This window comes from Pseudomonas arvensis, from assembly GCF_056688935.1.
Window position 1 is genome coordinate 1,877,555 of record NZ_CP162038.1, and the last position, 24,191, is coordinate 1,901,745.

The window sequence follows — 24,191 nt, forward strand, 5'->3', positions numbered from 1 at the left end:
GAACTTTGCTTATTCCACTTTCTTGAAAAGATTACTGCCGCAACGCGAACAGAACGCGGCGTTGGGCTCGTGGCTGTTTTTCTTGCACACCGGGCAGTCGGTTTGCAGCTGTTCACCGCGCATGGCACTGGCCAGCTCGGCGGTGAAAATCCCGGTGGGCACGGCGATGATCGAGTAACCGGTGATCATCACCAGTGACGAAATCACCTGGCCCAGTGGCGTCTTCGGCACGATATCGCCAAAGCCCACGGTGGTCAGCGTCACGATGGCCCAATAGATGCCCTTGGGAATGCTGGTAAACCCGTGTTCCGGGCCTTCGATCACGTACATCAAGGTGCCGAACACCGTCACCAGCGTGCACACGCTCACCAGGAACACCACGATTTTCTGCTTGCTGCCGCGCAGCGCCGCCATCAGGTAGTTGGCCTGCTTGAGGTACGGGCTGAGCTTGAGCACCCGGAAGATCCGCAGCATGCGGATGATGCGGATGATCAGCAGGTACTGCGCGTCGCTGTAATACAGCGCCAGGATGCCGGGCACAATGGCGAGCAGATCCACCAGCCCGTAAAAGCTGAAGGCATAGCGCAAGGGCTTGGGCGAGCAATACAGGCGCAAGCCGTACTCGATCAGGAAGATGACGGTGAAGCCCCACTCGATATACGCCAGCATATCGGCGTAGTTCTGGTGTACCTGGTCGATGCTGTCGAGCATCACGATCACCAGGCTGGCGAGGATGATCAGTAGCAGGATGCCGTCAAAGCGCCGCCCGGCCAGGGTGTCACTCTGGAAAATCATGACGTAGAGCCGCTGGCGCCAGTCGTTGTTGCTGTCCATAAATCCCGCCCGAATCGAAGATCGAGCAAGCCTAGGGGGATTCGAAGGGGCTGTCCATGCGCGGTTTCTGAAGCCTGCGGCAACCGGCGCGCACCAGCCAGCAGGCGAGGATAAACGGCGCAGTGAGCGCGGGCAGGTGCAGGGCGGCAAAGCCCGGCGTGAGCAGGCTGGCCAGTAGGATGCCGAGCAGCGGCAGCCAGGCTTGGCGATGCAATGGGCTCAGGGCCAGGGCCGCGAGGGCCGGGTTGTAGCTGTGCAGGCCGAGGAGGGCGCCGGTGCTGTCATCCAGCAGCACGCCGATCAGCACGCCGGCGCTGGCGCCGATCACGGCCCAGCGGGCTGCGCGGCGGTTGGCCAGCCACAGGCCAAGGGCAATCAGCACGCCGGCCAGGGGCTGGTCCAGCAGCATGATTTGCGCCAGGCCAGTGAAGGGGGCGCTGAGGAATGCCAGCGCATCGGGCTCGCCCAGGGCGAAAGTGTTTGGCGCCGCAGTGCCCAGCAGCATCCAACCCAGAAGCACAAACGGCGCGGTGTAGGCGGGCAAGTCATCCGGTTGCGTCGCGCGCTTGAGCCATTGCCGCGTGAGGATCGCACTCAAGCCGCCACACGCCAGGATCAGCGGCGGCAACAGGGCCGACCAGGCGAAATGCTGGCTGATCAACAGGCCCAGCAATACGCCGTTATAGCTATACAAACCGGCTTGGCGTTCAGCCTTGGGATAACCCCGGCGCTGGGCCGTGAACAAACCGGCTACGCCACCCAGCAGCGCACCGCCGAGCAAGCCCGGAGCGCCGATCAGGATGGCCAGCAGGCACAGCAGGCCGCACAGCGGTTGGCGTTGGAGGAAGATCTGGCTGAAGCCGTTGAGCAGGGCTTCGGCCCAGTCGGGGCAGGTCTGGTTGTGCATGGTGGGTATTCAGTGAGACCGGGTTGTCCCCATCGGGGGCAAGCTGAACTGGCCTAATGATTTTGGACACTTCAATCGGGCGCTATGATAGCGCCCAAATTTGAGGTGTTTGGATATGCGTAAATCTTATTCGAGTGAGTTCAAGCTCAAGGCCGCCAGCATGGTGTTGGATGAAGGTCAGCCAGTTACCGAAGTCTGTGCCAGCCTGGATATCGGCCCCACAGCGCTGCGTCGCTGGGTCGATCAAGTGCAAAAAGAACGCTTGGGCTCGACTCCCGTAGGGGCCAAGGCGATTACCGCTGATCAACGAGAAATCCAGAGGCTCAAAGCTCTGCTCAGAGAGAAAGACCTGGATATCGAAATCCTAAAAAAGGCCAGTGCTCTCCTGCTTTTGGACGCCAAAGATCATTCACGTTGATCGATGAGCTGGACGAGCAGTACGGCGTTAAAAGGTGTTGCCGGGCGTTCGGGGTCAACCGCAGTAGTTTCTACGCTTGGCGCCAGCGCCAAGGCAGAGCAAATCCTGAACGGGACAAGCTCAAGGCCGCGCTGGTCAGGCACCACAAGGCGTCCAGAGAGTCGGCCGGCGCACGTACATTGTCCAAGGAGCTACAAGCCAAAGGGCATCGTATCGGACGTTATATGGCTCGCAGTTTGATGCGCGAAGCTGGCATCGCTAGTCGTCAGCGCAGGCGCCATAAGTACAAATCGCCGGGCGTGGAGGCCTTAGTGGCGCCACACGTGCTCAAGCGGAAATTTGATGTGACGGCGGTTAATCAGGTGTGGTGTGGCGACGTGACTTACATCAAGGTCGGCAAGCGGTGGATGTACTTCGCCGCCGTTCTGGATTTGTACGCTCGCAGGATCGTGGGCTGGTCGTTCTCGATGATTTCTGATGCCAACCTGACCTGCGAAGCGCTACGCATGGCGGTTGAGCTACGCAGCCATCCCCAGAATGTGTTGTTTCATTCTGACCAAGGTTGTCAGTACACCAGTCATAAGTTTCGAAACGAGCTGCTCAAACAGGGTTTTAGGCAAAGCATGAGCCGTAAAGGCGAGTGCTGGGATAACGCCCCGATGGAGCGTTTCTTTGGCAGTTTGAAATCAGAGTGGGTGCCTGAAACGGGCTACAAACTGGAACATGAGGCCCGAGCAGACGTGCAGCGCTATGTCTCTCGCTACAACATCAGCAGGCCTCACAGCTACAACGACTACCGGTCGCCGGTCATGAAGGAAAGGTTGGCGGCGTGAACCGTAATCGGTGTCCAAGATTACTTGACCAGTTCAAGCCCCCTCCCACACTTTATTGGGTTCACATAGCGACAGGTGTGAATGCAGTCCAATGTGGGAGAGGGCAAGCCCCCTCCTTTATTGGGTTCACATAGCAACAGGTGTGAATGCAGTCCAATGTGGGAGGGGGCTTGCCCCCGATGGGGCCTTCATAAGCGCTAAATCAACATCTCGATACGCAGCGAGTTGGTCGACCCCGGCTGCCCAAACGGCACCCCCGCCGTTATCACCAAGGTATCCCCACGCTGCGCCATGCCCTGAGCCTGGGCAATCTCCAGCGCCGTAGAGCACACCTCATCCACCTGGCGCAGCCGATCGTTGACCACCGAGTGCACGCCCCACGCCACGCTCAGCCGTCGCGCCGTGGACAGGTTCGGCGTGAGGTTGAGGATCGGCGCCACTGGCCGTTCGCGCGCCGCGCGCAGGCTGGAGCTGCCGGATTCGCTGTAGTTCACCAGCACCGCCACCGGCAGGATGCTGCTGATACGACGGATCGCGCAGCTGATGGCGTCCGACACGGTGGCATCGGCTTTAGGCCGGCTGACGTCCAACTGCGCCTGGTAATCCGGGCCGTTTTCCACTTGGCGGATGATCTTGCTCATCATCTGCACGGCTTCCAGCGGGTACTCGCCCGATGCGGTTTCGGCTGACAGCATCACCGCATCCGCGCCTTCGGCCACGGCGTTGGCCACGTCGGTGACTTCGGCACGGGTCGGCGCCGGTGAGAAGCGCATGGATTCAAGCATCTGCGTGGCCACCACCACCGGTTTACCCAGTTGGCGGCAGGTGCTGATGATGTCCTTCTGGATCTGCGGCACGCTTTCGGCGGGCACTTCCACACCCAGGTCGCCCCGGGCCACCATGATGGCGTCGCTCAGCTCGGCGATTTCCCGCAGCCGCTGCACGGCGGAGGGCTTCTCGATCTTGGCCATCAGAAAGGCCTTGTCGCCGATCAGCTCACGGGCTTCGCGGATATCTTCCGGGCGTTGCACGAACGACAGCGCCACCCAGTCCACGCCCAGTTCCAGGCCGAAGCTCAGGTCACGCCGGTCCTTGGCGGTCAGTGGGCTCAGCTCCAGCAACGCTTGGGGCACGTTCACACCTTTGCGATCGGACAACTCACCGCCATTGAGCACGGTGGTGTCGATGGCATCGGCATGCTTGGTGATCACCCGCAGGCGCAGCTTGCCGTCATCCAGCAGCAAGTCCATGCCCGGTTCCAGGGCTGCGATGATTTCCGGGTGGGGCAGGTTGACCCGGCGTTGGTCGCCCGGCTTCTCGTCCAAGTCCAGGCGCAGTGCCTGGCCGCGCACCAGTTGCACCTTGCCCTCGGCAAACCGCCCGACCCGCAGCTTCGGCCCTTGCAGGTCCATCAGGATGCCCAACGGGTAGTTGAGCTGGCGCTCCACCTGGCGAATCCATTGGTAGCGCTGGGCGTGATCGGCGTGCTCACCGTGGCTGAAGTTGAGGCGGAAGATATTCACCCCGGCCTCCACCAGCTCACGGATGTCATCGATCCCGTCGGTGGCCGGGCCCAGGGTGGCGAGGATTTTGACTTTTTTGTCAGGCGTCATGTTTGGCAGTCTCAAGAATCAGAATGGCGCGGAAGTCGTTGACGTTGGTGCGCGTCGGCTCGGTGACGATCAGGTCGTCGAGCGCCGCGAAATAGCCGTAGCCGTTGTTGTTATCCAACTCATCACTGGCACTCAGGCCCAGGGCTTCGGCGCGGCGGTAACTGCACGGCGTCATGATTGCGCCGGCGTTGTCTTCCGAGCCGTCGATGCCGTCGGTGTCGCCCGCCAGGGCATACACGCCGGGCAGGCCTTTGAGGCTGTCGGTCAGGCTCAGCAGGAATTCCGCGTTACGCCCGCCACGGCCATTGCCGCGCACGGTGACGGTGGTTTCACCGCCGGACAGGATCACGCAGGGCGCCGCCAACGGCTGGCCGTGCTGCGCGATCTGGCGGGCAATGCCCGCGTGCACTTTGGCCACGTCCCGCGCTTCGCCTTCCAGGTCGCCGAGGATCAGCGGGCTGAAACCGGCCTGGCGTACTTTCACGGCCACGGCTTCCAGGGATTGCTGGGGGCGGGCGATCAATTGGAAGTGGCTGCGGGCGAGGATCGGGTCGCCGGGCTTGACGGTTTCGGAGGCCGGGTTTTGCAGCCAACTGCGCACGGACGCTGGGGCGTCGATCCCGTAACGCTTGAGGATCGCCAGGGCTTGTTGCGAGGTGCTCGGGTCGCCGACGGTCGGGCCGGAGGCAATTACCGTGGCCAGGTCGCCCGGCACATCGGAGATGGCGTAGGTGTACACCGTCGCCGGCCACGCGGCCTTGGCCAACCGACCGCCCTTGATCGCCGAGAGGTGCTTGCGCACGCAGTTCATCTCGCCAATGGTCGCGCCGGACTTGAGCAGGGCCTTGTTGATGGTTTGTTTGTCGGCCAGGGTGATGCCTTCGGCGGGCAGGGCCAGCAAGGCAGAGCCGCCGCCGGAAAGCAGGAAGATCACACGGTCGTCTTCGCCGAGGTTGCTGATCAATGCCAGCACGCGCTCGGCCACGGCCAGGCCGGCGGCGTCGGGCACCGGGTGAGCGGCTTCGACCACTTCGATTTTCTGGCACGGTGCGCCATGGCCGTAGCGGGTGACCACCAGGCCGCTGACTTCGCCCTGCCAACAGTGTTCGACGACCAGCGCCATGGCCGCCGCGGCTTTGCCGGCGCCGATCACGATCACACGGCCGCTGCGGTCGGCGGGCAGATAAGGTTCAAGGACTAGCCGGGGATGGGCGGCGTCGATGGCTGTGGCAAACAGCTCGCGAAGCAGGTGTTGCGGATCGACCGACATAAGCGGGCTCCGGGGGGATTCTTGTTTTTAGAGATGCAGCAATTTCAGACTTGGAATGGGAACAAATGTGGGAGGGGGCAGGCCCCCTTCCACATTGACTGCATTTCAGAGTGAGATCTGTGGGGAGTTACTTGTCGCGAATCGAGAAATTCGCCATGTGCTCCAGGCCCTTGATCAGCGCCGAGTGGTCCCAATTCCCGCCGCCAATCGCGGTGCATGTGCTGAACACCTGCTGGGTGCCGGCGGTGTTCGGCAGGTTGATCCCCAGCTCCTTGGCACCGGCCAGGGCCAGGTTCAGGTCTTTCTGATGCAGGTTGATGCGGAAACCCGGATCGAAGGTGCCCTTGATCATGCGTTCGCCGTGCACTTCCAGGATCTTCGAGGAGGCAAACCCGCCCATCAGCGCTTCACGCACCTTGGCCGGGTCGGCGCCGTTTTTCGAGGCGAACAGCAGCGCTTCGGCCACCGCCTGGATGTTCAGCGCAACGATGATCTGGTTGGCCACTTTGGCGGTCTGGCCATCGCCATTGCCGCCGACCAGCGTGATGTTCTTGCCCATGCTCTGGAACAGCGGCAGGGCGCGTTCGAAGGTCTGCGACTCGCCGCCGACCATGATGCTCAGAGTGCCGGCCTTGGCGCCGACTTCACCGCCGGACACCGGAGCGTCGAGGTACTGCGCGCCGGTCTCGTTGATCTTCGCCGCGAATGCCTTGGTGGCGGTGGGCGAGATCGAACTCATGTCGATCACCACCTTGTTCGGCGAGAGGCCAGCCGCTACACCGTCGGCGCGGAACAGCACGTCTTCTACCTGTGGGGTGTCGGGCACCATGACGATGATGAACTCGGCTTCCTGGGCGACTTGCTGCGGGTTGGCCAAGGCCACGGCGCCGGCGCTGATCAGTTCAGCCGGTGCCTTGCCGTGGTGTTCGGAAAGGAACAGTTGGTGACCTGCTTTCTGCAGGTTTGCGGCCATGGGGTGGCCCATGATGCCGGTGCCGATAAATCCGATTTTAGCCATGATGAAATCCTCTTGTTATTACACAGCAGGTCCTATGTGGGAGGGAGCTTGCCCCCGATGACGGTGCGTCAGATAAAACAGGACTGACAGACCCACCGCTATCGGGGGCAAGCCCCCTCCCACATTGACTCGGTGGTGTTTGTTAGATCGCGTTGTGAGTTTTGAGCCAACCCAAACCCGCTTCGGTGGTGGTCAACGGCTTGTACTCACAGCCGACCCAGCCCTGGTAACCGATGCGGTCCAAATGCTCGAACAGGAAGCGATAGTTGATCTCGCCCGTGCCCGGCTCATTGCGCCCAGGGTTGTCCGCCAGTTGGATGTGGTTGATCGCGTCCAAGTGCGTGGTCATGGTCCGGGCCAGGTCGCCTTCCATGATTTGCATGTGGTAGATGTCGTATTGCAGGAACAGGTTGGCACTGCCCACCTGCTCGCGAATCGACAGGGCCTGCGCCGTGTTGTTCAGGTAGAAGCCGGGGATGTCGCGGGTGTTGATCATCTCCATCACCAGCTTGATGCCCGCTGCCTGCAGCTTGTCGGCGGCGTACTTGAGGTTGGCGACGAAGGTCTTTTCCAGGGTTTCATCATCCACGCCGGCCGGACGAATCCCTGCCAGGCAGTTGATCTGGGTATTGCCCAGCACCTGGGCGTAGGCGATGGCCAGCTTGACCCCGGCGCGGAACTCCTCGACCCGGTCCGGGTGGCACGCCAGGCCGCGTTCGCCCTTGGCCCAGTCACCGGCCGGCAGGTTGAACAGCACCTGGGTCAGGCCGTTGGCGTCCAGGTGTGCCTTGATCTCAGCCGAGCTGAATTCATACGGGAACAGGTATTCCACTCCTTCGAAACCGGCTTCGGCGGCCGCTTTGAAACGGGCAAGAAAGTCCTGTTCGGTAAACAGCATGGACAGGTTGGCGGCAAAACGCGGCATAGGGTTCTCCTTAATCGAGCAGGGAAATGGCAGTCGGCGCATCGTTGCCGACCAGGGCCAGGTCTTCGAATTCGTTGACGGCGTTGATCTCGGTGCCCATGGAAATATTGGTCACGCGCTCCAGAATGATCTCGACGATCACCGGCACCTTGAATTCTTCGATCATCTCCTGGGCCTTGCGCAGCGCGGGCTGGATCTGGCCTGGCTCGAATACGCGCAGGGCCTTGCAACCCAGGCCTTCGGCGACGGCCACGTGGTCGACGCCATAGCCATTCAGTTCCGGGGCGTTGAGGTTGTCGAAAGACAACTGCACGCAGTAGTCCATTTCAAACCCACGCTGTGCCTGACGGATCAAACCCAGGTAGGAATTGTTCACCACCACGTGGATGTACGGCAGCTTGAACTGCGCGCCCACGGCCAGTTCTTCGATCATGAACTGGAAGTCATAGTCGCCGGACAACGCCACCACCTTGCGGCTCGGGTCGGCCTTCACCACGCCCAGTGCAGCCGGAATGGTCCAGCCCAGCGGGCCGGCCTGGCCGCAGTTGATCCAGTGGCGTGGCTTGTAAACATGCAGGAACTGCGCACCGGCAATCTGCGACAGGCCGATGGTGCTGACGTAGCAAGTGTCTTTGCCGAACACCTGGTTCATCTCTTCGTACACGCGCTGTGGCTTGACCGGCACGTTGTCGAAGTGAGTCTTGCGGTGCAGGGTGGCTTTGCGCTGCTGGCAGTCATGCAGCCAGGCGCTGCGGTCCTTGAGCTTGCCGGCGGCTTTCCACTCGCGGGCCACTTCGATAAACATCGTCAGTGCCGCACCAGCGTCGGAAACGATGCCCAGGTCCGGCGTGAACACGCGGCCGATCTGGGTCGGCTCGATGTCCACGTGGATGAACTTGCGGCCTTCGGTGTAGACCTCCACCGAACCCGTGTGTCGGTTGGCCCAACGGTTGCCGATGCCCAGTACCACGTCCGACTTGAGCATCGTCGCGTTGCCATAACGGTGGGAGGTTTGCAGGCCAACCATGCCCACCATCAGCGGGTGATCGTCGGCGATGGTGCCCCAGCCCATCAGGGTCGGGATCACCGGGATACCGGTGAGTTCAGCGAATTCCACCAGCAGTTCGCTGGCATCGGCGTTGATCACACCACCGCCGCTGACCAGCAGCGGGCGTTCGGCGGCGTCAAGCAGGGCCAGGGCTTTTTCGACCTGGATGCGTGTCGCCAATGGCTTGGCCAGGGGCAGCGGCTGGTAGGCGTCGATGTCGAATTCGATCTCGGCCATCTGCACGTCGAACGGCAGGTCGATCAATACCGGGCCTGGGCGACCGGAGCGCATTTCATAAAAGGCTTTCTGGAACGCGTAGGGCACCTGGCCGGGTTCCAGAACGGTGGTTGCCCACTTGGTCACCGGCTTGACGATGCTGGTGATGTCCACGGCCTGGAAGTCTTCCTTGTGCATCCGTGCGCGCGGGGCTTGGCCTGTGATGCACAGGATCGGGATCGAGTCGGCCGAGGCACTGTAAAGGCCGGTGACCATGTCGGTGCCCGCCGGGCCCGAAGTGCCGATGCACACGCCGATATTGCCGGCCTTGGTGCGGGTGTAACCCTCGGCCATGTGCGAGGCGCCTTCAACGTGGCGAGCAAGGACGTGATCGATGCCACCCACCTTCTGCAAGGCTGAGTACAGCGGGTTGATCGCCGCGCCTGGGATGCCGAAGGCGGTGTCCACGCCTTCACGGCGCATGACGAGGACGGCGGCTTCGATTGCTCTCATTTTGCTCATGTTTTGGTGCCTCTTGCGTTTTGTAATTGTATACAAGTGGTGTCTGGTCAAAGTGTATTCACGGCGAGCGTCAGAGGTCAATGGATTTTCTCCCTGGGCCTTGGCGTTCGTCGGAAGGCATTTTCAGCGGACTTTTTCGACGTATGGAGACTTTGTGCGAAAATATTGTATACAAAAACAAATGTCATTGTGTTCTATTTGTTTGATCGTGCATCTGATCAAACAGATCCAAACCGCTTTCCCAATAACAAAAGAAGGACGGCACCATGAGCGCTTTAACCTTGAAACTCGCCACCCAACTGGCCGGTCAGGCCCTTGCCGCAGGCCGCACCATTGCTGCGGCACCGTTGACCATCGCGGTACTCGACAGCGGTGGCCACTTGATCGCCCTGCAGCGCGAAGACGGCGCGAGCCTGCTGCGCCCGCAAATCGCCATCGGCAAAGCCTGGGGCGCGATTGCCCTGGGCAAGGGCTCACGCTTGCTGGCGCTGGATGCGCAGCAACGACCGGCGTTTATCGCGGCGTTGAACAGCCTGGGGCAGGGCAGCGTGGTGCCGGCACCGGGTGGCGTGTTGATACGGGATCAGGACGGTGTGGTGCTGGGGGCGATCGGGATCAGCGGGGATACGTCGGATATTGACGAGCAGTGTGCGATTACGGCGATTGAGGGGGTGGGGTTGTTGGCGGATGCGGGGGTGTCAGCTTGATTCTCTGCTGACTGAAAAGGCCTCATCGGGGGCAAGCCCCCTCCCACATAAATTGTGGGAGGGGGCTTGCCCCCGATTGGCACAGGCCCCTCGGTGTATCAGTCCGGCTCACAGCCCTTGAGCACCAACCGAATAATCGTCTGCGCCGCCGCTTCATAATCCGCCTCATCCAGCTTGGCCTTGCCGGTCACCGCCGAGATCTGCCAGTCAAAGTCCGCGTACGTCTGGGTCGCCGCCCAGATGCTGAACATCAAGTGATTGGGGTCGATGGCCGCGATCAAGCCCCGGTCCACCCAGCTCTGGATGCATTGGATATTGTGCTTGGCCTGGGCATTGAGCTGTTCGACCTGCTCGGCGCTCAGGTGCGGCGCGCCGTGCATGATTTCGCTGGCGAACACCTTGGAGGCAAACGGCAGGTCGCGGGAGATGCGGATTTTCGAGCGGATGTAGTTGCTCAGCACCACCGAAGGCTCGCCGTCCGGATTGAACGGCGTGGAAGCCGCCAGGATCGGCTCGATAATGCTTTCGAGCACCTCGCGGTAGAGGTTGTCCTTGGACTTGAAGTAGTAATAGACGTTGGGCTTGGGCAGCCCGGCCTTGGCGGCAATATCGCTGGTTTTGGTCGCGGCGAAGCCCTTGTCGGCAAACTCCTCGCTCGCCGCCCGCAGGATTTTTTCTTTGTTGCGCTCGCGAATGCTGCTCATAAACCAGGAGTTTCCTTGCCAATACCGGCGGTTGCGCATGGTAGCACCGGCCATCCGCGTGCCTCAACAATGTGCCCGTAAAGCCCTGCGCCGCGTTATGCTCGCGCCATCCCCCTCTAAGGAAGTCCGATTCATGGCAGGAAGCAGCTTGTTGGTATTGATCGACGACATCGCCGCGGTACTCGATGACGTTGCCTTGATGACAAAAATGGCCGCGAAGAAGACCTCCGGCGTGCTGGGCGACGACCTGGCGCTCAACGCCCAACAGGTCTCCGGCGTGCGTGCCGAGCGGGAAATTCCCGTGGTGTGGGCGGTGGCCAAGGGCTCGTTCGTCAATAAGCTGATCCTGGTGCCCACCGCACTCCTGATCAGCGCCTTCGCGCCGTGGGCGGTGACGCCGCTGTTGATGCTCGGCGGCGCCTACCTGTGTTTCGAAGGCTTCGAGAAACTCGCCCACAAATTCCTCCACAGCAAAGCCGAAGACCAGGCCCAACACGCGCAATTGGCCGACGCCGTCGCGGACCCGGCGACCGATCTGGTGGCGTTCGAGAAGGACAAGATCAAAGGCGCGATCCGCACCGACTTCATCCTCTCCGCGGAAATCATCGCCATCACCCTGGGCATCGTTGCCGACGCGCAGTTGACCCAGCAGGTCATCGTGCTGTCGGGCATCGCCATTGTCATGACCGTGGGCGTTTACGGGCTGGTGGCCGGTATCGTCAAGCTGGACGACCTGGGCCTATGGCTCACCCAGAAGCCCGGGCAGGTGGCGCGCAGCATCGGCGGCGCGATCCTGAGTGCAGCGCCGTACATGATGAAAAGCCTGTCGGTGATCGGCACGGCGGCGATGTTCATGGTCGGTGGCGGCATCCTCACCCACGGCGTGCCGGTGGTGCATCACTGGATAGAATCGGCGAGCCAGGGCGCGGGTGCCGTGGCGTGGTTGATGCCGACGTTGCTCAATGCGGTGGCGGGGATTATTGCGGGGGCGGTGGTGTTGGCGCTGGTCAGTGTGGTCGGCAAGGCCTGGAAAGCAATCAAGGCTTAAATCGCAGACATAAAAAAGGCCATTCATTCGAATGGCCTTTTTTGTCGGTGCTATTTACTCGGCAATCTGCAACTTGCGCGATTCCGTGTAGATATAGCGCACCTTCTCATACTCAAACGGCGAGTTCATCTGACCATAACGGAAGCTGGTCTGGTAGCGCTTGTCCACCGCGCGCAGGGCCCAGACTTCCGGGTGGTTGGAGCTGACTTCGGAAACGTTGAGGAAGTTGATCTGGGATTCTGCGGTGTAGTCCACCAGCAAGCCGCCGGTATCGCGCAGGTTCGATGGGCCGAAGACCGGCAGCACCAGATAGGCCCCGCCAGGAACACCGTAGAAGCCCAGGGTCTGGCCGAAGTCTTCGCTCTGGCGCGGCAGGCCCATGGCGGTGGCCGGGTCCCACAGGCCCGCGATGCCGACGGTGGTGTTGAGCAGCAGGCGCCCGGTGGTTTCCAGGGAACGGTGGCCTTTGAGCTGCAGCAGGCTGTTCAACAGGTTGGGCACGTCGCCCAGGTTGTTGAAGAAGTTGCTTACGCCGGTGCGCAGGAAACTCGGGGTCACGTACTTGTAGCCGTCGACCACGGGCAGGAACACCCATTGGTCGAAGCGGTAGTTGAAGTGATACACGCGCCGGTTCCACGATTCGAGCGGGTCATACACGTTGAGCGCGTTGACAGATGAGCGTTCGAATTCGCGCTGGTCCAGGCCCGGGTTGAATTTGAGTTTGCTCAACGGCTCTTTGAAACCGTCGGAATCCACCACGATCGGCGCGTTAGCCTTGCTGTTGTCGGCATTGGCTACGCCCGCACACATCAGGGCGGCGAGCAGCAGAAAGTATTTAGCCACGGAAGAACTCCAGCATGGCGTCGGCGTTGACGCGGTAATTGAGGTTGCCGCAGTGGCCGCCCAGTGGGTAGACGGTCAAGCGATCGCCGAAGGTTTTACGCAGGAAACCCAGGTCGCCGGGGCCGAGGATCACATCGTCGGCGTTGTGCATGACGGCGATTTTCGGGCTGGCGTGCAGGTAATCCTTGAGGGCGTACAGGCTGACCTGGTCAACCAGTTGCAACAGGCTGCCGCCGTCGGAACGGGCGCGCCACATCGGGATCACTTGTTCTGTGAGGTAGCAGTCGAAATCGCATTGCAGCGCACGCTTGAGGAACGGCGTAAGGCTGGTGCCTTCGGTGATCGGGTACTTCGGCGGGATGATCAGGCCGCGACGGTTGATCAGGTCCGAGGTAAAGGCAATGTCGGCCGCCGAAAAGCGGAACGAGGTGCCGATCAGCATGGCCATCTGTTCGTTGGTCAGGTGCTGCTTGGATTGCTGGAAGTCGTAGAGCAGGGCGTCGTTGAGGTCGATATAGCCCTTTTGCTGGAAGTAGCGGGTCAGCTTGTTCAGCACCAGTTCATAGAAGGTGGTGGTGTTGTTGATGCCCTTGACCTCGGTCTGTACCAGCTTGTCGAGGTTGGTAATCGAGGTGTAGAGGTTGACCGGCGGGTTGAGCAGCAACACTTTCTTGAAGTTGAAGCTGCGGCGGGTCTCGTCCAGCTTGGCCACAAATGCCGCATCCAGGGCACCAAGGCTGTAGCCGGAGAGGTAGAAATCAGTCACCGGCAGCGAAGCGTTCTGTGCACGTACGGCCTGCATCACGCGGTACATGTCTTCGGCGTCTTCCTGGGTGATCCCCGGGGTGGCGAAGCGGGAGGCGGCACTGATGAAGTCAAAGCTGGTGGGCGACGACAGTTGCACCACGTGGTAGCCGGCCTGGTAATACAGTTTTTTCAGGTATTCGTTGATGCTGCTATCGAACCGCGCGCCGGTGCCCGCGATCAGGAAGATCAGCGGCGCGGCGCGGTCCTGCTTGGCGATGCGGTAGGTGAGTTTCTTCACCGCCCAGAAGTTGTCCGGCAGGCTGAACTCGCGTTCGGGGCGCATGTTCAGGGTGTAGTCGGACTGATTGATCTCGTCATCGCTGGGCAATGTCGGCCGAAGGTCAGGCGGGGTGGTGGCGATGGTCGCTTCGAACGGGTTGGTCAAAGGGTAGCCATAGCTGGCTTGGTCAATGTCGACCGCCAGTGCTGACGCACTCAAAAAAAGGCTGCCCAACAGGGCGGCACAGCGCAAGGAACGGAGCATGACTAAATCCCTAAGAGGAAACGTGCTGAATGAAGTTCGCAGGCTATGACCACCGTGCTATCTCCGAAGTGCCAGCCTTCGGCACGAAAAGTCGGAAATAAACGTCGGAATCGGGGTAATAGTAGCCAGACGATACACTTTGCCACGCATTGGTGAACACTAATTGTGTGTATGTCCCTTGATAACGGCTGCGGGGGGATTAAGCTGGGCGCCGTTTTTGCCTATCGGAGTGCCCCATGTCCCGTCGTTTGCCGCTGATTTTGCTGCTTATTGCCCTGCCATTATGGCTGGCCGCCAGTTATGGTGCGCGCTACGGTTTTATGGAAGATGGCCGCTGGGTGGGGATTTGCGCTGACGAGGCCAGCCGCTGGGAATGCCAGCTGCGTGGGAACCTGGGGTTGATGATTCACTTCAAGGTGCTGGGCTGGGCGGCGCTGATCACCTCGGTGCTGGCGTTTTTCGTGCCGGGCCGTGCAGGCTGGGGGTTGGCGGTGTTGGGGCTGGTGTTCGGGTTGCCGGCGCTGGCGTTGTACAACACCACATTTGCGGTGTTTGCGGTGGTGATTGCGGGGTTGCGGTTGGTCAGGCAGCCGCGGGGCGCCTGATAGGGCCAATCGGGGGCAAACTCCCTCCCACCTTTGGAATGCGTTCTCATGTGGGAGGGGGCTTGCCCCCCCGATAGCGGTCTTAGGCCCTGCGCACCCGCAAGCACCGCCACAAAGCCACCACCATCAACCCGCTGACCAGCGCCCAACCCCATGCCTGCTGGTTCAACAGGCCTTCTCGGTACAGCTGCGGCGCGATACCGGCGCCGATAATGAAGGTCAGCAGCGCGATTTCCCGACGCGGCCCGGTCACCGGGCGAACCATGTACACCAGGGCCGGCAGCAGCAGTGCCGCACTCGGGAAGCTGCGGTAGCGCGGGTCAAACACCAGCGCCAACATCATCACCGCACCCGCGAACCCAGCGATTGCCACCAGCCAGCCTGCACGTTGTTCCAGCCAGATGAACGCCCGTTCGCGCCAGCCTTCACGGGCACTCAAGGCCAGGGCCGCGTGAGCCAGCACCAGCAGGTTCAGCGCCACGAGTAAGCCGGCCCACACCCACTCATCAGTAAAGCGTGCAGTCACACGGGTCAGCTCGGCCCAGGAGCCGATGGAACAGGCTGCCACTGCGCCGAGCAACGGCAGCAGGATCGCGGCACGTGTCCTGCGAACCCGGCCGCCGAGCGCCAGCGTCCCCAGCAGGATGAGGCCACCCACCCCCAACCACAGCGGCCAGTACGGCACATTGGTCACAGGCCCGGCGAGAATGCCCTTTTCCTGGCGATCAGCATCGAACAGGCCCCAGTAGCCGCCTACCGCACCTTCGCTGGCGCGCTTCCACGGCTGGTCGAACGCTTCGATCAGGTTATAGCGCCAGCCATTGGCTTCAGCCATGGCCACAAAGCCGCGCATGAACTTGGCTTCATTGACCCGGCTCGGCACGGCCGTTTCACGCTGGCGGCCTTCGCTGGGCCAGCCGGTTTCGCCGATCAGCACGTCCTTGGGCGCGAACTTGTTGCCGAAGGTCTGGCGCACATCGCCCACGTGCTTGAGGGCCTGGTCGATGCTCGACGGATCATCTTCCCAGTAGGGCAGCAGGTGAATGGTCAGGAAGTCCACCGCCGGGGCGATTTCCGGGTGTTGCAGCCAGAACTCCCAGACGTCGGCGTAGGTGACGGGTTGTTTGATCTGGCTTTTGACGGTCTGGATCAGCTTCACCAATTGCGCGGCGGTGACTTCCTTGCGCAGCAGGGCTTCGTTGCCGACGATCACCGAGGTCACGACGTCCGGGTTGGCGTTGGCCGCCGCGATCAGCTCATCGATCTCTTTTTCGGTGGCCACCGGATCACTGCTGACCCACGCGCCGGCCATCACCTTCAAGCCATGTTTGCGCGCCATGTCGGGCAGGGCTTCCAGGCCGGTCATCGAGTAGGTGCGGATGCATTCGAAGCGGGTGGCCAGCAGGGCCAGGTCGGCGTCCATGCGCTCGGGGCGCAGCTTGAACGGCTGGTCGAAGGGGGATTGGTCTTTATCGAACGGCGTGTAGGACGCGCATTGCAGTTTATGGCTGGCACTGGCGACATCCGGCAGCACCACTGGACGGCCGAGGCCATACCAATAGCCGACCAGGGCCAGCAGGCCGAGGATCAGGGCGAAGCAATAGGGCAGGGCAGGGAAGCGGGCAGTCGCGGGCATGGTCGGCTTATCTGGGGGAGCAAAGGCGCGCATCTTACCCGGATTTGTCCCTTCCCAGTGGGGCTGCATGATTTTGACATGCAAAGTTCGGGCGGAATATTGACGCCATGTTCCAGGAAACGTTCTGCTGGCGATGTGATGTCGTTTCTTGCTTGCATAAGGTCGCTGACAGAGCAGGTCGACGGCGTCGGCAGGTTGATGATCAGGGTGTCAGCATTGCGCTGATGTCGCGGCCACCGGATTGATGCGCGTGAAGGCGGCGCGGTGCACCACATAACAACAGGTTGACGTCGCTCGGCATCCGTCGGGCGCAGCACTTTCGGGGAAGTACGATGAAGATGCGACGACTCTTGGGCGCAGCTGCCACTCTGGTAGTTGCGATGAGCTCCACACTGGCCAGCGCCGACAGCAAAACCCTGAGCATCGGCTACGTGGATGGTTGGTCGGACAGCGTTGCCACCACTCATGTGGCGGCAGAAGTGATCAAGCAAAAGCTCGGTTATGACGTGAAACTGCAAGCGGTCGCCACTGGGATCATGTGGCAAGGCGTGGCCACCGGCAAACTCGACGCCATGCTGTCCGCCTGGCTGCCCGTGACCCACGGTGAATACTGGACCAAGAACAAGGACAAGGTGGTCGACTACGGCCCCAACTTCAAGGATGCGAAGATCGGTCTGATCGTGCCGGAGTACGTCAAGGCAAAGTCCATCGAGGACCTCAAGACCGACACCACCTTCAAGAACAAAATCGTCGGTATCGACGCCGGTTCAGGCGTGATGCTCAAGACCGACGAAGCGATCAAGGCCTACGGCCTGGACTACAAGCTGCAGGCCAGTTCGGGCGCAGCCATGATCGCCGAACTGACCCGTGCCGAAGACAAGCAGGAATCCATTGCGGTTACCGGTTGGGTGCCACACTGGATGTTCGCCAAGTGGAAGCTGCGCTTCCTGGACGATCCAAAAGGGATCTACGGTGCTGCTGAAACCGTCAACAGCATCGGCAGCAAGGGCCTGGAGAAGAAAGCGCCGGAAGTCGCGGCCTTCCTGAAAAAATTCCAGTGGGCCTCCAAGGATGAAATCGGCGAAGTCATGCTCGCTATCCAGGAAGGCGCCAAGCCTGACGCAGCGGCCAAGGATTGGGTCGCCAAGCACCCTGAGCGTGTAGCCGAATGGCTCGCTAAGTAAATTCCCCGATGCACCTTTGTGGGAGGGGGCACGCCCCCTCCCACATTAATATTTGTCCCCCGCAAATCTTCCTGTGTTCTCACAAACCCTCGCTACACTCGATCTACTACTAAGGTCGTCTGGAACCTGTTCCGCAGCCGCATACAGTAGCTATGTTCCAATAATAAAAAAGCTGTGCTGCGAGGATAAAAACAATGAACGACAGCATTTACCTCTCGATTCAAAACAGCCCGCGTTTCAAGGAGCTGGTGAGAAAAAGGGAACGATTCGCCTGGATTCTCTCGGCAATCATGCTAGGGCTTTACTCCGCTTTCATCCTGTTGATCGCCTACGGGCCACAAGTGCTGGGGGCCAAGCTCAGCCCCGGTTCGTCGATTACCTGGGGCATTCCCCTGGGCGTCGGGCTGATTGTGTCCGCCTTCATCCTGACCGGCATCTATGTGCGCCGGGCCAACGGCGAGTTTGACGACCTGAACAATGCGATTCTCAAGGAGGCTGCGCAATGATTCGGCGTCTATTGGCAATATTCGGCGCTTCACTGTTTGCTCCGGCCGTTTGGGCGGCGGACGCATTGACCGGCGCAGTGCAAAAGCAACCGTTGAACGTCTCGGCCATCGTGATGTTCGTCGCGTTCGTCGGTGCCACCTTGTGCATCACTTACTGGGCTTCCAAGCGTAACAAGTCCGCAGCCGACTACTATGCGGCTGGCGGCAAGATCACGGGTTTCCAGAACGGCCTGGCGATTGCTGGCGACTATATGTCGGCGGCGTCGTTCCTGGGTATTTCCGCGCTGGTGTACACCTCTGGCTACGATGGCCTGATCTACTCGATCGGCTTTCTGGTGGGCTGGCCGATCATTCTGTTCCTGATCGCCGAGCGCCTGCGCAACCTGGGCAAATACACGTTTGCCGACGTGGCGTCGTACCGTTTGGGGCAAACCCAGATCCGCACCCTGTCGGCGTGTGGGTCGCTGGTGGTAGTGGCGTTCTACTTGATCGCGCAGATGGTGGGCGCGGGCAAATTGATCCAACTGCTGTTCGGCCTGGATTACCACGTTGCAGTGATCCTGGTGGGCATCCTGATGTGCATGTATGTGCTCTTCGGCGGCATGCTGGCGACCACCTGGGTGCAGATCATCAAGGCGGTGCTGTTGCTGTCGGGTGCTTCGTTCATGGCGCTGATGGTGATGAAGCACGTCAACTTCGACTTCAACATGCTGTTCTCCGAGGCGATCAAGGTTCACCCTAAAGGTGAGGCGATCATGAGTCCCGGCGGTCTGGTGAAAGATCCGATCTCCGCATTCTCCCTGGGCCTGGCCTTGATGTTTGGTACCGCCGGCCTGCCGCACATCCTGATGCGCTTCTTCACCGTAAGCGACGCCAAGGAAGCGCGTAAGAGCGTGCTGTATGCCACTGGCTTTATCGGCTACTTCTATATCCTGACCTTTATCATCGGCTTTGGCGCGATCCTGCTGGTCAGCACCAATCCGGCGTTCAAGGATGCAGCTGGCGCCTTGCTGGGCGGTAACAACATGGCAGCGGTGCATCTGGCCAACGCGGTGGGTGGCAGTATCTTCCTGGGCTTCATCTCGGCCGTGGCCTTCGCCACCATCCTGGCCGTGGTTGCAGGTTTGACCCTGGCCGGCGCTTCGGCGGTGTCCCACGACCTGTACGCCAGCGTGATCAAGAAAGGCAAAACCAACGACAAAGATGAGATTCGCGTGTCGAAGATCACCACCGTGGCCTTGGGTGTATTGGCAATCGGCCTGGGTATCCTGTTCGAAAGCCAGAACATCGCGTTCATGGTTGGCCTGGCGTTCTCCATTGCCGCGAGCTGTAACTTCCCGGTACTGCTGCTTTCCATGTACTGGAAAAACCTCACCACCCGTGGCGCCATGATCGGCGGCTGGCTGGGCTTGATCAGCGCCGTTGGCCTGATGATCCTTGGCCCGACCATTTGGGTCTCGATCCTGCACCATGAAAAAGCCATCTTCCCGTACGAATACCCGGCGCTGTTCTCAATGATCATCGCGTTCGTGGGTATCTGGTTCTTCTCCATCACCGACAAGTCGGCGGCGGCAGAGAAAGAGCGTGCGCTGTACTTCCCGCAGTTTGTGCGTTCGCAGACTGGCCTGGGGGCGAGCGGGGCGGTTAATCACTAAGATGTAGCTGAATAAGAAATACCCCGGTCGAAAGGCCGGGGTATTTTTTTGCCTTGGGTTTTGTGGTGTTTGTGCCAATGCCATCGGGGGCAAGCCCCCTCCCACAGTTAACCGAGCCCATCTTTTGGAATGCAGTCCAATGTGGGAGGGGGCTTGCCCCCGATAGCGGTAGACCAGGCAACACCAACAAAAACGGCCTCCACTAAGGGAGGCCGTTTTCAGTACAACTAAGCGGATTGCTTACTTGCGATCTTCCAACTTGGAGATATCACGCGACTCGTAGCCGGTGTACAGCTGGCGCGGGCGGCCAATCTTGTACGGGCTGGAGAGCATTTCTTTCCAGTGGGAGATCCAGCCCACGGTCCGCGCCAGGGCGAAGATCACGGTGAACATGCTGGTAGGAATGCCGATCGCCTTGAGGATGATCCCCGAGTAGAAGTCGACGTTCGGGTACAACGAGCGTTCGATGAAGTACGGGTCGGTCAGGGCGATCTCTTCCAGGCGCATGGCCAGTTCGAGTTGCGGATCGTTTTTGATGCCCAGTTCCTTCAACACTTCGTCGCAGGTCTTCTTCATCACGGTGGCGCGCGGGTCGCGGTTCTTGTAGACCCGGTGACCGAAGCCCATCAGCTTGAACGGATCGTTCTTGTCCTTGGCCTTGGCGATGAATTTGTCGATGTTCGAGACATCGCCGATTTCATCGAGCATGGTCAATACGGCTTCGTTCGCACCGCCGTGGGCAGGGCCCCACAGTGCGGCGATACCGGCGGCGATACAGGCGAACGGGTTGGCACCCGAAGAACCTGCCAGGCGTACGGTGGACGTCGAGGCGTTCTGTTCGTGGTCGGCGTGGAGGATGAAGATCTTGTCCATCGCAGCGGCCAGCACCGGGCTGATCGGTTTGATCTCGCACGGCGTGTTGAACATCATGTGCAGGAAGTTTTCCGCGTACGTCAGGTCGTTGCGCGGGTACATCATGGGTTGACCCATGGAGTACTTGTAAACCATTGCGGCCAGCGTCGGCATCTTCGCAACCAGGCGGATCGCGGAGATTTCGCGATGCTGCGGGTTATTGATGTCGAGGGAGTCGTGATAGAAGGCCGACAGGGCGCCAACCACGCCGCACATGACGGCCATCGGGTGGGCGTCGCGACGGAAGCCGTTGAAGAAGGTCTTCAACTGCTCGTGAACCATGGTGTGGTTCTTCACGGTGCTGACGAACTGGGCTTTTTGCTCGGCTGTTGGCAGTTCGCCATTTAGCAGCAGGTAGCAGGTTTCCAGGTAGTCCGACTTTTCAGCCAGTTGCTCGATCGGGTAGCCCCGATGTAGCAGGATGCCATTATCGCCGTCGATATAGGTGATCTTCGACTCGCAAGAGGCGGTCGACATGAAGCCTGGGTCGAAAGTGAAACGGCCCGTGGCCGTCAGGCCCCGTACGTCGATAACATCGGGACCAACGGTGCCGGTTAAAATGGGCAGCTCGACGGGGGCTGCGCCCTCGATGATCAACTGCGCTTTTTTGTCAGCCATGTGGCCTCCTATTTATGCTTCAAATCATCAGACAGACCCCCCACGCAGGGCCCGCACCACTATAGTGAGATAAATTCAGATGTCAATTTGCCTAAAGTCTTGCCCCAGAAGGCTTTAACCGTACTTTTTCCTCGAAATTGGCTGCCATTTACGCCTTTTATCCCGCCAGCGCAATCCGCTATTAGGGTGAGGTGCGCGCGTTGTCATTAGTAACCTAACTGTCTATACTCGGCCACCGACCGCCAAGGGCTTTTGGGCTTGCTTTCATTGGGGGTCGCACTCCCTGGGTGGTGCTTACCTGACCAGTGCACTCCCCAACAACTTTGCCCTGATTGTTAGGGGCTCTTCAGTGTGAAAAAAAGCCGTGAATAGCCAACGACCTGTAAACCTAGACCTAAGGACCATCAAACTCCCCATCACCGGCGTTACGTCGTTCCTGCACCGTGTTTCCGGCATCATCCTGTTCCTGGGCTTGGGCATCATGCTTTATGCATTGAGCAAATCCCTGGGTTCCGAGGAAGGTTACGCCGAGGTGAAGGCATGCTTGACCAGCCCGCTGGCCAAGTTCGTAGCATGGGGCCTCCTGTCCGCTCTGCTGTATCACCTGGTAGCCGGTGTGCGCCACTTGATCATGGATGCGGGTATCGGTGAGACGCTGGAAGGCGGCCGCCTGGGCTCGAAAATCATCATCGCCATTTCCGTGGTGCTGATCGTTCTGGCAGGAGTTTGGATATGGTAACCAGCGTTACGAACCTTTCGCGTTCGGGCCTCTATGACTGGATGGCACAACGTGTGTCTGCGGTCGTTCTCGCGGCTTATTTCATTTTCCTGATCGGATACCTCGTCGCAAACCCGGGCATCGGCTATGAGCAATGGCACGGCCTGTTTGCCCACAATGCGATGCGAATCTTCAGTCTGCTGGCCCTTGTAGCCCTGGGCGCTCACGCCTGGGTCGGCATGTGGACCATCGCGACTGACTACCTGACGCCGATGGCGCTGGGCAAGTCCGCGACTGCAGTCCGTTTTCTCTTCCAGGCAGTCTGCGGCATTGCGATGTTCGCTTACTTCGTCTGGGGTGTGCAGATTCTTTGGGGTATCTGATTCATGGCTAACATTCCAACTATTTCCTTCGACGCCATCATTATTGGCGGCGGCGGTGCTGGCATGCGCGCAGCGCTGCAGCTGGCCCAGGGTGGTCACAAGACTGCCGTGATCACCAAGGTGTTCCCGACCCGTTCCCACACCGTATCGGCCCAGGGTGGCATCACCTGCGCTATCGCGTCTGCGGACCCGAACGATGACTGGCGCTGGCACATGTACGATACCGTCAAGGGTTCCGACTACATCGGTGACCAGGACGCTATCGAATACATGTGTCAGGAAGGCCCTGCGGCGGTGTTCGAGCTGGACCACATGGGTCTGCCGTTCTCCCGTACCGAGCAAGGTCGTATCTACCAGCGTCCATTCGGCGGCCAGTCGAAGGATTACGGTAAAGGCGGCCAGGCTGCCCGTACTTGCGCGGCTTCCGACCGTACCGGTCACGCGCTGCTGCACACCCTTTATCAGGGCAACCTGAAAGCCGGTACCACGTTCCTGAACGAGTACTACGCCGTCGATCTGGTGAAGAACGGCAAGGGCGAGTTCGTCGGCGTGATCGCCATCTGCATCGAAACCGGTGAAACCACCTACATCCGCGCCAAGGCGACTGTTCTGGCGACTGGCGGTGCAGGCCGTATCTACGCGTCGACCACCAATGCCCTGATCAACACCGGTGACGGCGTCGGCATGGCACTGCGTGCTGGCGTGCCGGTGCAAGACATCGAAATGTGGCAGTTCCACCCGACCGGCATCGCCGGCGCTGGTGTACTGGTGACTGAAGGTTGCCGTGGTGAAGGTGGTTACCTGATCAACAAGCACGGCGAGCGTTTCATGGAGCGTTATGCTCCGAACGCCAAGGACCTTGCAGGTCGTGACGTTGTAGCCCGTTCCATGGTTAAAGAGATCATCGCCGGTAACGGCTGTGGCCCGAACGGCGACCACGTGATGCTCAAGCTCGATCACCTGGGCGAGGAAGTGCTGCACAGCCGCCTGCCAGGTATCTGTGAGCTGTCCAAGACCTTTGCTCACGTTGACCCGGTACTGGCTCCGGTTCCGGTTGTTCCAACTTGCCACTATATGATGGGCGGCGTGCCGACCAACATTCATGGCCAGGCGATCACCCAGAACGCTGAAGGTGTGGATGAGATCATCCATGGTCTGTTCGCAGTGGGTGAAGTCGCCTGCGTATCGGTACACGGTGCCAACCGTCTGGGCGGCAACTCGCTGCTCGACCTGGTGGTATTCGGCCGTGCGGCCGGCCTGCACCTGGAAAAAGCGCTGACTGACGGCATCGAATACGATGACGCCACCGACGCCAACATCGAAACTGCCCTGGCCCGCCTGAACGCCCTGAACGAGCGCACTGATGGCGAAGACGTGGCAACCCTGCGTCGCGAGCTGCAAAGCTGCATGCAGAACTACTTCGGTGTGTTCCGTACCGGCGAATACATGCAGAAGGGTATTGCCCAGCTGGCTGACCTGCGTACGCGCATCGCCAACGTCAAGATCAACGATAAGAGCCAGGCGTTCAACACCGCTCGTATCGAAGCCCTTGAGCTGCAAAACCTGCTGGAAGTGGCTGAAGCGACGGCGATCGCCGCCGAGGTTCGTAAAGAATCCCGTGGCGCCCACGCTCGTGAAGACTTTGAAGACCGCGATGACGAAAACTGGTTGTGCCACACCCTGTACTTCCCGGGTGACAAGCGCGTAACCAAGCGTGCCGTGAACTTCTCGCCGAAGACGGTTCCGACGTTTGAACCGAAGATTCGGACTTACTAAG

General features: G+C 60.3%; 23 protein-coding genes. 11 read left to right on the forward strand and 12 right to left on the reverse strand.

The genetic code is table 11. The features are described from left to right. Nucleotides 1-9: 9 nt before the first annotated feature. Together AB3G88_RS08665 and AB3G88_RS08670 are read right to left on the reverse strand one after the other, a co-directional pair. On the reverse strand, nucleotides 10-834 hold the full coding sequence (locus AB3G88_RS08665; protein ID WP_099586761.1) for an ion transporter: 825 nt from the start codon (nucleotides 832-834) through the stop codon (nucleotides 10-12). A gap of 31 nt (nucleotides 835-865) precedes the next feature. After that, a complete protein-coding gene (locus tag AB3G88_RS08670) occupies nucleotides 866-1,741 on the reverse strand; it encodes an urea transporter (protein WP_480453703.1) in 876 nt (291 codons plus the stop codon). 115 nt (nucleotides 1,742-1,856) lie between these two features. On the opposite strand from AB3G88_RS08670, the gene AB3G88_RS08675 reads away from it, so the two are divergent. Both AB3G88_RS08675 and AB3G88_RS08680 read left to right on the forward strand, forming a co-directional pair. Continuing rightward, nucleotides 1,857-2,159: a transposase gene (locus AB3G88_RS08675; RefSeq protein WP_014717988.1), complete on the forward strand. Its 303-nt coding sequence runs from the start codon at nucleotides 1,857-1,859 to the stop codon at nucleotides 2,157-2,159. After that, on the forward strand, nucleotides 2,156-2,992 hold the full coding sequence (locus tag AB3G88_RS08680; RefSeq protein ID WP_400530991.1) for an IS3 family transposase: 837 nt from the start codon (nucleotides 2,156-2,158) through the stop codon (nucleotides 2,990-2,992). The genes AB3G88_RS08675 and AB3G88_RS08680 overlap by 4 nt, the downstream gene beginning before the upstream one ends. 197 nt (nucleotides 2,993-3,189) lie before the next feature. Here AB3G88_RS08680 and pyk read toward each other — a convergent pair whose 3' ends face one another. The 5 genes from pyk to gcl form a co-directional block, all read right to left on the reverse strand. After that, nucleotides 3,190-4,605, reverse strand: a complete 1,416-nt coding sequence (pyk, locus tag AB3G88_RS08685) for a pyruvate kinase (protein WP_480453704.1) — start codon at nucleotides 4,603-4,605, stop codon at nucleotides 3,190-3,192. After that, nucleotides 4,595-5,875, reverse strand: a complete 1,281-nt coding sequence (locus tag AB3G88_RS08690; RefSeq protein WP_480453706.1) for a glycerate kinase type-2 family protein — start codon at nucleotides 5,873-5,875, stop codon at nucleotides 4,595-4,597. Before AB3G88_RS08690 ends, pyk begins: the two co-directional genes overlap by 11 nt. 127 nt (nucleotides 5,876-6,002) lie before the next feature. Next, on the reverse strand, nucleotides 6,003-6,893 hold the full coding sequence (locus AB3G88_RS08695; RefSeq protein ID WP_099586757.1) for a 2-hydroxy-3-oxopropionate reductase: 891 nt from the start codon (nucleotides 6,891-6,893) through the stop codon (nucleotides 6,003-6,005). Nucleotides 6,894-7,035: 142 nt separating this feature from the next. Further along, nucleotides 7,036-7,818: a hydroxypyruvate isomerase gene (gene hyi / locus AB3G88_RS08700; RefSeq protein WP_112194307.1), complete on the reverse strand. Its 783-nt coding sequence runs from the start codon at nucleotides 7,816-7,818 to the stop codon at nucleotides 7,036-7,038. Between the two features lie 10 nt (nucleotides 7,819-7,828). After that, nucleotides 7,829-9,604 (reverse strand): glyoxylate carboligase, encoded by a 1,776-nt coding sequence (gene gcl / locus AB3G88_RS08705; RefSeq protein WP_032889133.1) that lies wholly within the window; start codon nucleotides 9,602-9,604, stop codon nucleotides 7,829-7,831. Between the two features lie 266 nt (nucleotides 9,605-9,870). Here gcl and AB3G88_RS08710 point away from each other — a divergent pair, with 266 nt between their 5' ends. Next, nucleotides 9,871-10,311 (forward strand): GlcG/HbpS family heme-binding protein, encoded by a 441-nt coding sequence (locus AB3G88_RS08710; protein WP_112194311.1) that lies wholly within the window; start codon nucleotides 9,871-9,873, stop codon nucleotides 10,309-10,311. Nucleotides 10,312-10,409: 98 nt separating this feature from the next. Here the strand turns inward: AB3G88_RS08710 and AB3G88_RS08715 are convergent, their stop codons facing one another. Further along, the gene (locus AB3G88_RS08715; protein ID WP_099586753.1) at nucleotides 10,410-11,015 is read right to left on the reverse strand and encodes a TetR/AcrR family transcriptional regulator; all 606 of its coding nucleotides are present in this window, start codon (nucleotides 11,013-11,015) and stop codon (nucleotides 10,410-10,412) included. A gap of 133 nt (nucleotides 11,016-11,148) precedes the next feature. Here AB3G88_RS08715 and AB3G88_RS08720 point away from each other — a divergent pair, with 133 nt between their 5' ends. Beyond that, nucleotides 11,149-12,063 (forward strand): DUF808 domain-containing protein, encoded by a 915-nt coding sequence (locus AB3G88_RS08720; RefSeq protein ID WP_480453708.1) that lies wholly within the window; start codon nucleotides 11,149-11,151, stop codon nucleotides 12,061-12,063. Nucleotides 12,064-12,117: 54 nt separating this feature from the next. Here AB3G88_RS08720 and AB3G88_RS08725 read toward each other — a convergent pair whose 3' ends face one another. Beyond that, complete coding sequence (locus AB3G88_RS08725; RefSeq protein WP_099586751.1) at nucleotides 12,118-12,906, reverse strand: MlaA family lipoprotein; 789 nt, start codon at nucleotides 12,904-12,906, stop codon at nucleotides 12,118-12,120. Next, nucleotides 12,899-14,197 carry a lipid asymmetry maintenance lipase MlaY gene (locus AB3G88_RS08730; RefSeq protein ID WP_099586750.1) on the reverse strand — a complete coding sequence of 433 codons (1,299 nt, stop codon included), beginning with the start codon at nucleotides 14,195-14,197 and terminating at the stop codon, nucleotides 12,899-12,901. Before AB3G88_RS08730 ends, AB3G88_RS08725 begins: the two co-directional genes overlap by 8 nt. 236 nt (nucleotides 14,198-14,433) lie before the next feature. Here AB3G88_RS08730 and AB3G88_RS08735 point away from each other — a divergent pair, with 236 nt between their 5' ends. Further along, nucleotides 14,434-14,802 carry a hypothetical protein gene (locus tag AB3G88_RS08735; protein ID WP_112194315.1) on the forward strand — a complete coding sequence of 123 codons (369 nt, stop codon included), beginning with the start codon at nucleotides 14,434-14,436 and terminating at the stop codon, nucleotides 14,800-14,802. Between the two features lie 82 nt (nucleotides 14,803-14,884). On the opposite strand, the gene AB3G88_RS08740 is transcribed toward AB3G88_RS08735, so the two are convergent. Then, on the reverse strand, nucleotides 14,885-16,438 hold the full coding sequence (locus tag AB3G88_RS08740; protein ID WP_191959943.1) for a glycoside hydrolase family 17 protein: 1,554 nt from the start codon (nucleotides 16,436-16,438) through the stop codon (nucleotides 14,885-14,887). Nucleotides 16,439-16,770: 332 nt separating this feature from the next. Between AB3G88_RS08740 and AB3G88_RS08745 the strand changes: the two genes are divergently transcribed. The 3 genes from AB3G88_RS08745 to AB3G88_RS08755 all read left to right on the forward strand — a co-directional run bounded on the left by AB3G88_RS08745 (nucleotide 16,771) and on the right by AB3G88_RS08755 (nucleotide 19,783). Further along, a complete protein-coding gene (locus AB3G88_RS08745; protein ID WP_099586747.1) occupies nucleotides 16,771-17,622 on the forward strand; it encodes a glycine betaine ABC transporter substrate-binding protein in 852 nt (283 codons plus the stop codon). Nucleotides 17,623-17,816: 194 nt separating this feature from the next. Next, the gene (locus AB3G88_RS08750; RefSeq protein ID WP_016972153.1) at nucleotides 17,817-18,128 is read left to right on the forward strand and encodes a DUF485 domain-containing protein; all 312 of its coding nucleotides are present in this window, start codon (nucleotides 17,817-17,819) and stop codon (nucleotides 18,126-18,128) included. Beyond that, nucleotides 18,125-19,783, forward strand: a complete 1,659-nt coding sequence (locus tag AB3G88_RS08755) for a cation acetate symporter (protein WP_099586746.1) — start codon at nucleotides 18,125-18,127, stop codon at nucleotides 19,781-19,783. Before AB3G88_RS08750 ends, AB3G88_RS08755 begins: the two co-directional genes overlap by 4 nt. A 240-nt stretch (nucleotides 19,784-20,023) precedes the next feature. Here the strand turns inward: AB3G88_RS08755 and gltA are convergent, their stop codons facing one another. Beyond that, nucleotides 20,024-21,313: a citrate synthase gene (gene gltA, locus AB3G88_RS08760; protein WP_099586745.1), complete on the reverse strand. Its 1,290-nt coding sequence runs from the start codon at nucleotides 21,311-21,313 to the stop codon at nucleotides 20,024-20,026. A 364-nt stretch (nucleotides 21,314-21,677) separates the two neighbouring features. Here gltA and sdhC point away from each other — a divergent pair, with 364 nt between their 5' ends. The 3 genes from sdhC to sdhA are packed head-to-tail and all read left to right on the forward strand — an operon-like array spanning nucleotide 21,678 to nucleotide 24,190. Further along, on the forward strand, nucleotides 21,678-22,052 hold the full coding sequence (gene sdhC, locus AB3G88_RS08765) for a succinate dehydrogenase, cytochrome b556 subunit (RefSeq protein ID WP_016979564.1): 375 nt from the start codon (nucleotides 21,678-21,680) through the stop codon (nucleotides 22,050-22,052). Beyond that, entirely contained in the window at nucleotides 22,046-22,414 is a 369-nt protein-coding gene (gene sdhD / locus AB3G88_RS08770; protein ID WP_003233245.1) for a succinate dehydrogenase, hydrophobic membrane anchor protein, read from the forward strand. Before sdhC ends, sdhD begins: the two co-directional genes overlap by 7 nt. A 3-nt stretch (nucleotides 22,415-22,417) precedes the next feature. Then, entirely contained in the window at nucleotides 22,418-24,190 is a 1,773-nt protein-coding gene (gene sdhA, locus AB3G88_RS08775; protein ID WP_099586744.1) for a succinate dehydrogenase flavoprotein subunit, read from the forward strand. Nucleotide 24,191 lies beyond the last annotated feature (1 nt).

What these genes read in the sequence shown, in the direction of transcription:
- AB3G88_RS08675 (WP_014717988.1), top strand. Translation starts at nt 1,857, where the DNA reads ATGCGTAAATCTTATTCGAGTGAGTTCAAGCTCAAGGCCGCCAGCATG.
- pyk (WP_480453704.1), bottom strand. Translation starts at nt 4,605, where the DNA reads ATGACGCCTGACAAAAAAGTCAAAATCCTCGCCACCCTGGGCCCGGCC.
- AB3G88_RS08730 (WP_099586750.1), bottom strand. Translation starts at nt 14,197, where the DNA reads ATGCTCCGTTCCTTGCGCTGTGCCGCCCTGTTGGGCAGCCTTTTTTTG.
- AB3G88_RS08720 (WP_480453708.1), top strand. Translation starts at nt 11,149, where the DNA reads ATGGCAGGAAGCAGCTTGTTGGTATTGATCGACGACATCGCCGCGGTA.
- AB3G88_RS08740 (WP_191959943.1), bottom strand. Translation starts at nt 16,438, where the DNA reads ATGCCCGCGACTGCCCGCTTCCCTGCCCTGCCCTATTGCTTCGCCCTG.
- AB3G88_RS08735 (WP_112194315.1), top strand. Translation starts at nt 14,434, where the DNA reads ATGTCCCGTCGTTTGCCGCTGATTTTGCTGCTTATTGCCCTGCCATTA.
- AB3G88_RS08695 (WP_099586757.1), bottom strand. Translation starts at nt 6,893, where the DNA reads ATGGCTAAAATCGGATTTATCGGCACCGGCATCATGGGCCACCCCATG.
- gltA (WP_099586745.1), bottom strand. Translation starts at nt 21,313, where the DNA reads ATGGCTGACAAAAAAGCGCAGTTGATCATCGAGGGCGCAGCCCCCGTC.
- sdhD (WP_003233245.1), top strand. Translation starts at nt 22,046, where the DNA reads ATGGTAACCAGCGTTACGAACCTTTCGCGTTCGGGCCTCTATGACTGG.
- AB3G88_RS08710 (WP_112194311.1), top strand. Translation starts at nt 9,871, where the DNA reads ATGAGCGCTTTAACCTTGAAACTCGCCACCCAACTGGCCGGTCAGGCC.
- AB3G88_RS08670 (WP_480453703.1), bottom strand. Translation starts at nt 1,741, where the DNA reads ATGCACAACCAGACCTGCCCCGACTGGGCCGAAGCCCTGCTCAACGGC.
- AB3G88_RS08750 (WP_016972153.1), top strand. Translation starts at nt 17,817, where the DNA reads ATGAACGACAGCATTTACCTCTCGATTCAAAACAGCCCGCGTTTCAAG.
- gcl (WP_032889133.1), bottom strand. Translation starts at nt 9,604, where the DNA reads ATGAGCAAAATGAGAGCAATCGAAGCCGCCGTCCTCGTCATGCGCCGT.
- sdhA (WP_099586744.1), top strand. Translation starts at nt 22,418, where the DNA reads ATGGCTAACATTCCAACTATTTCCTTCGACGCCATCATTATTGGCGGC.
- AB3G88_RS08745 (WP_099586747.1), top strand. Translation starts at nt 16,771, where the DNA reads ATGAAGATGCGACGACTCTTGGGCGCAGCTGCCACTCTGGTAGTTGCG.
- AB3G88_RS08755 (WP_099586746.1), top strand. Translation starts at nt 18,125, where the DNA reads ATGATTCGGCGTCTATTGGCAATATTCGGCGCTTCACTGTTTGCTCCG.
- AB3G88_RS08665 (WP_099586761.1), bottom strand. Translation starts at nt 834, where the DNA reads ATGGACAGCAACAACGACTGGCGCCAGCGGCTCTACGTCATGATTTTC.
- hyi (WP_112194307.1), bottom strand. Translation starts at nt 7,818, where the DNA reads ATGCCGCGTTTTGCCGCCAACCTGTCCATGCTGTTTACCGAACAGGAC.
- AB3G88_RS08690 (WP_480453706.1), bottom strand. Translation starts at nt 5,875, where the DNA reads ATGTCGGTCGATCCGCAACACCTGCTTCGCGAGCTGTTTGCCACAGCC.
- AB3G88_RS08715 (WP_099586753.1), bottom strand. Translation starts at nt 11,015, where the DNA reads ATGAGCAGCATTCGCGAGCGCAACAAAGAAAAAATCCTGCGGGCGGCG.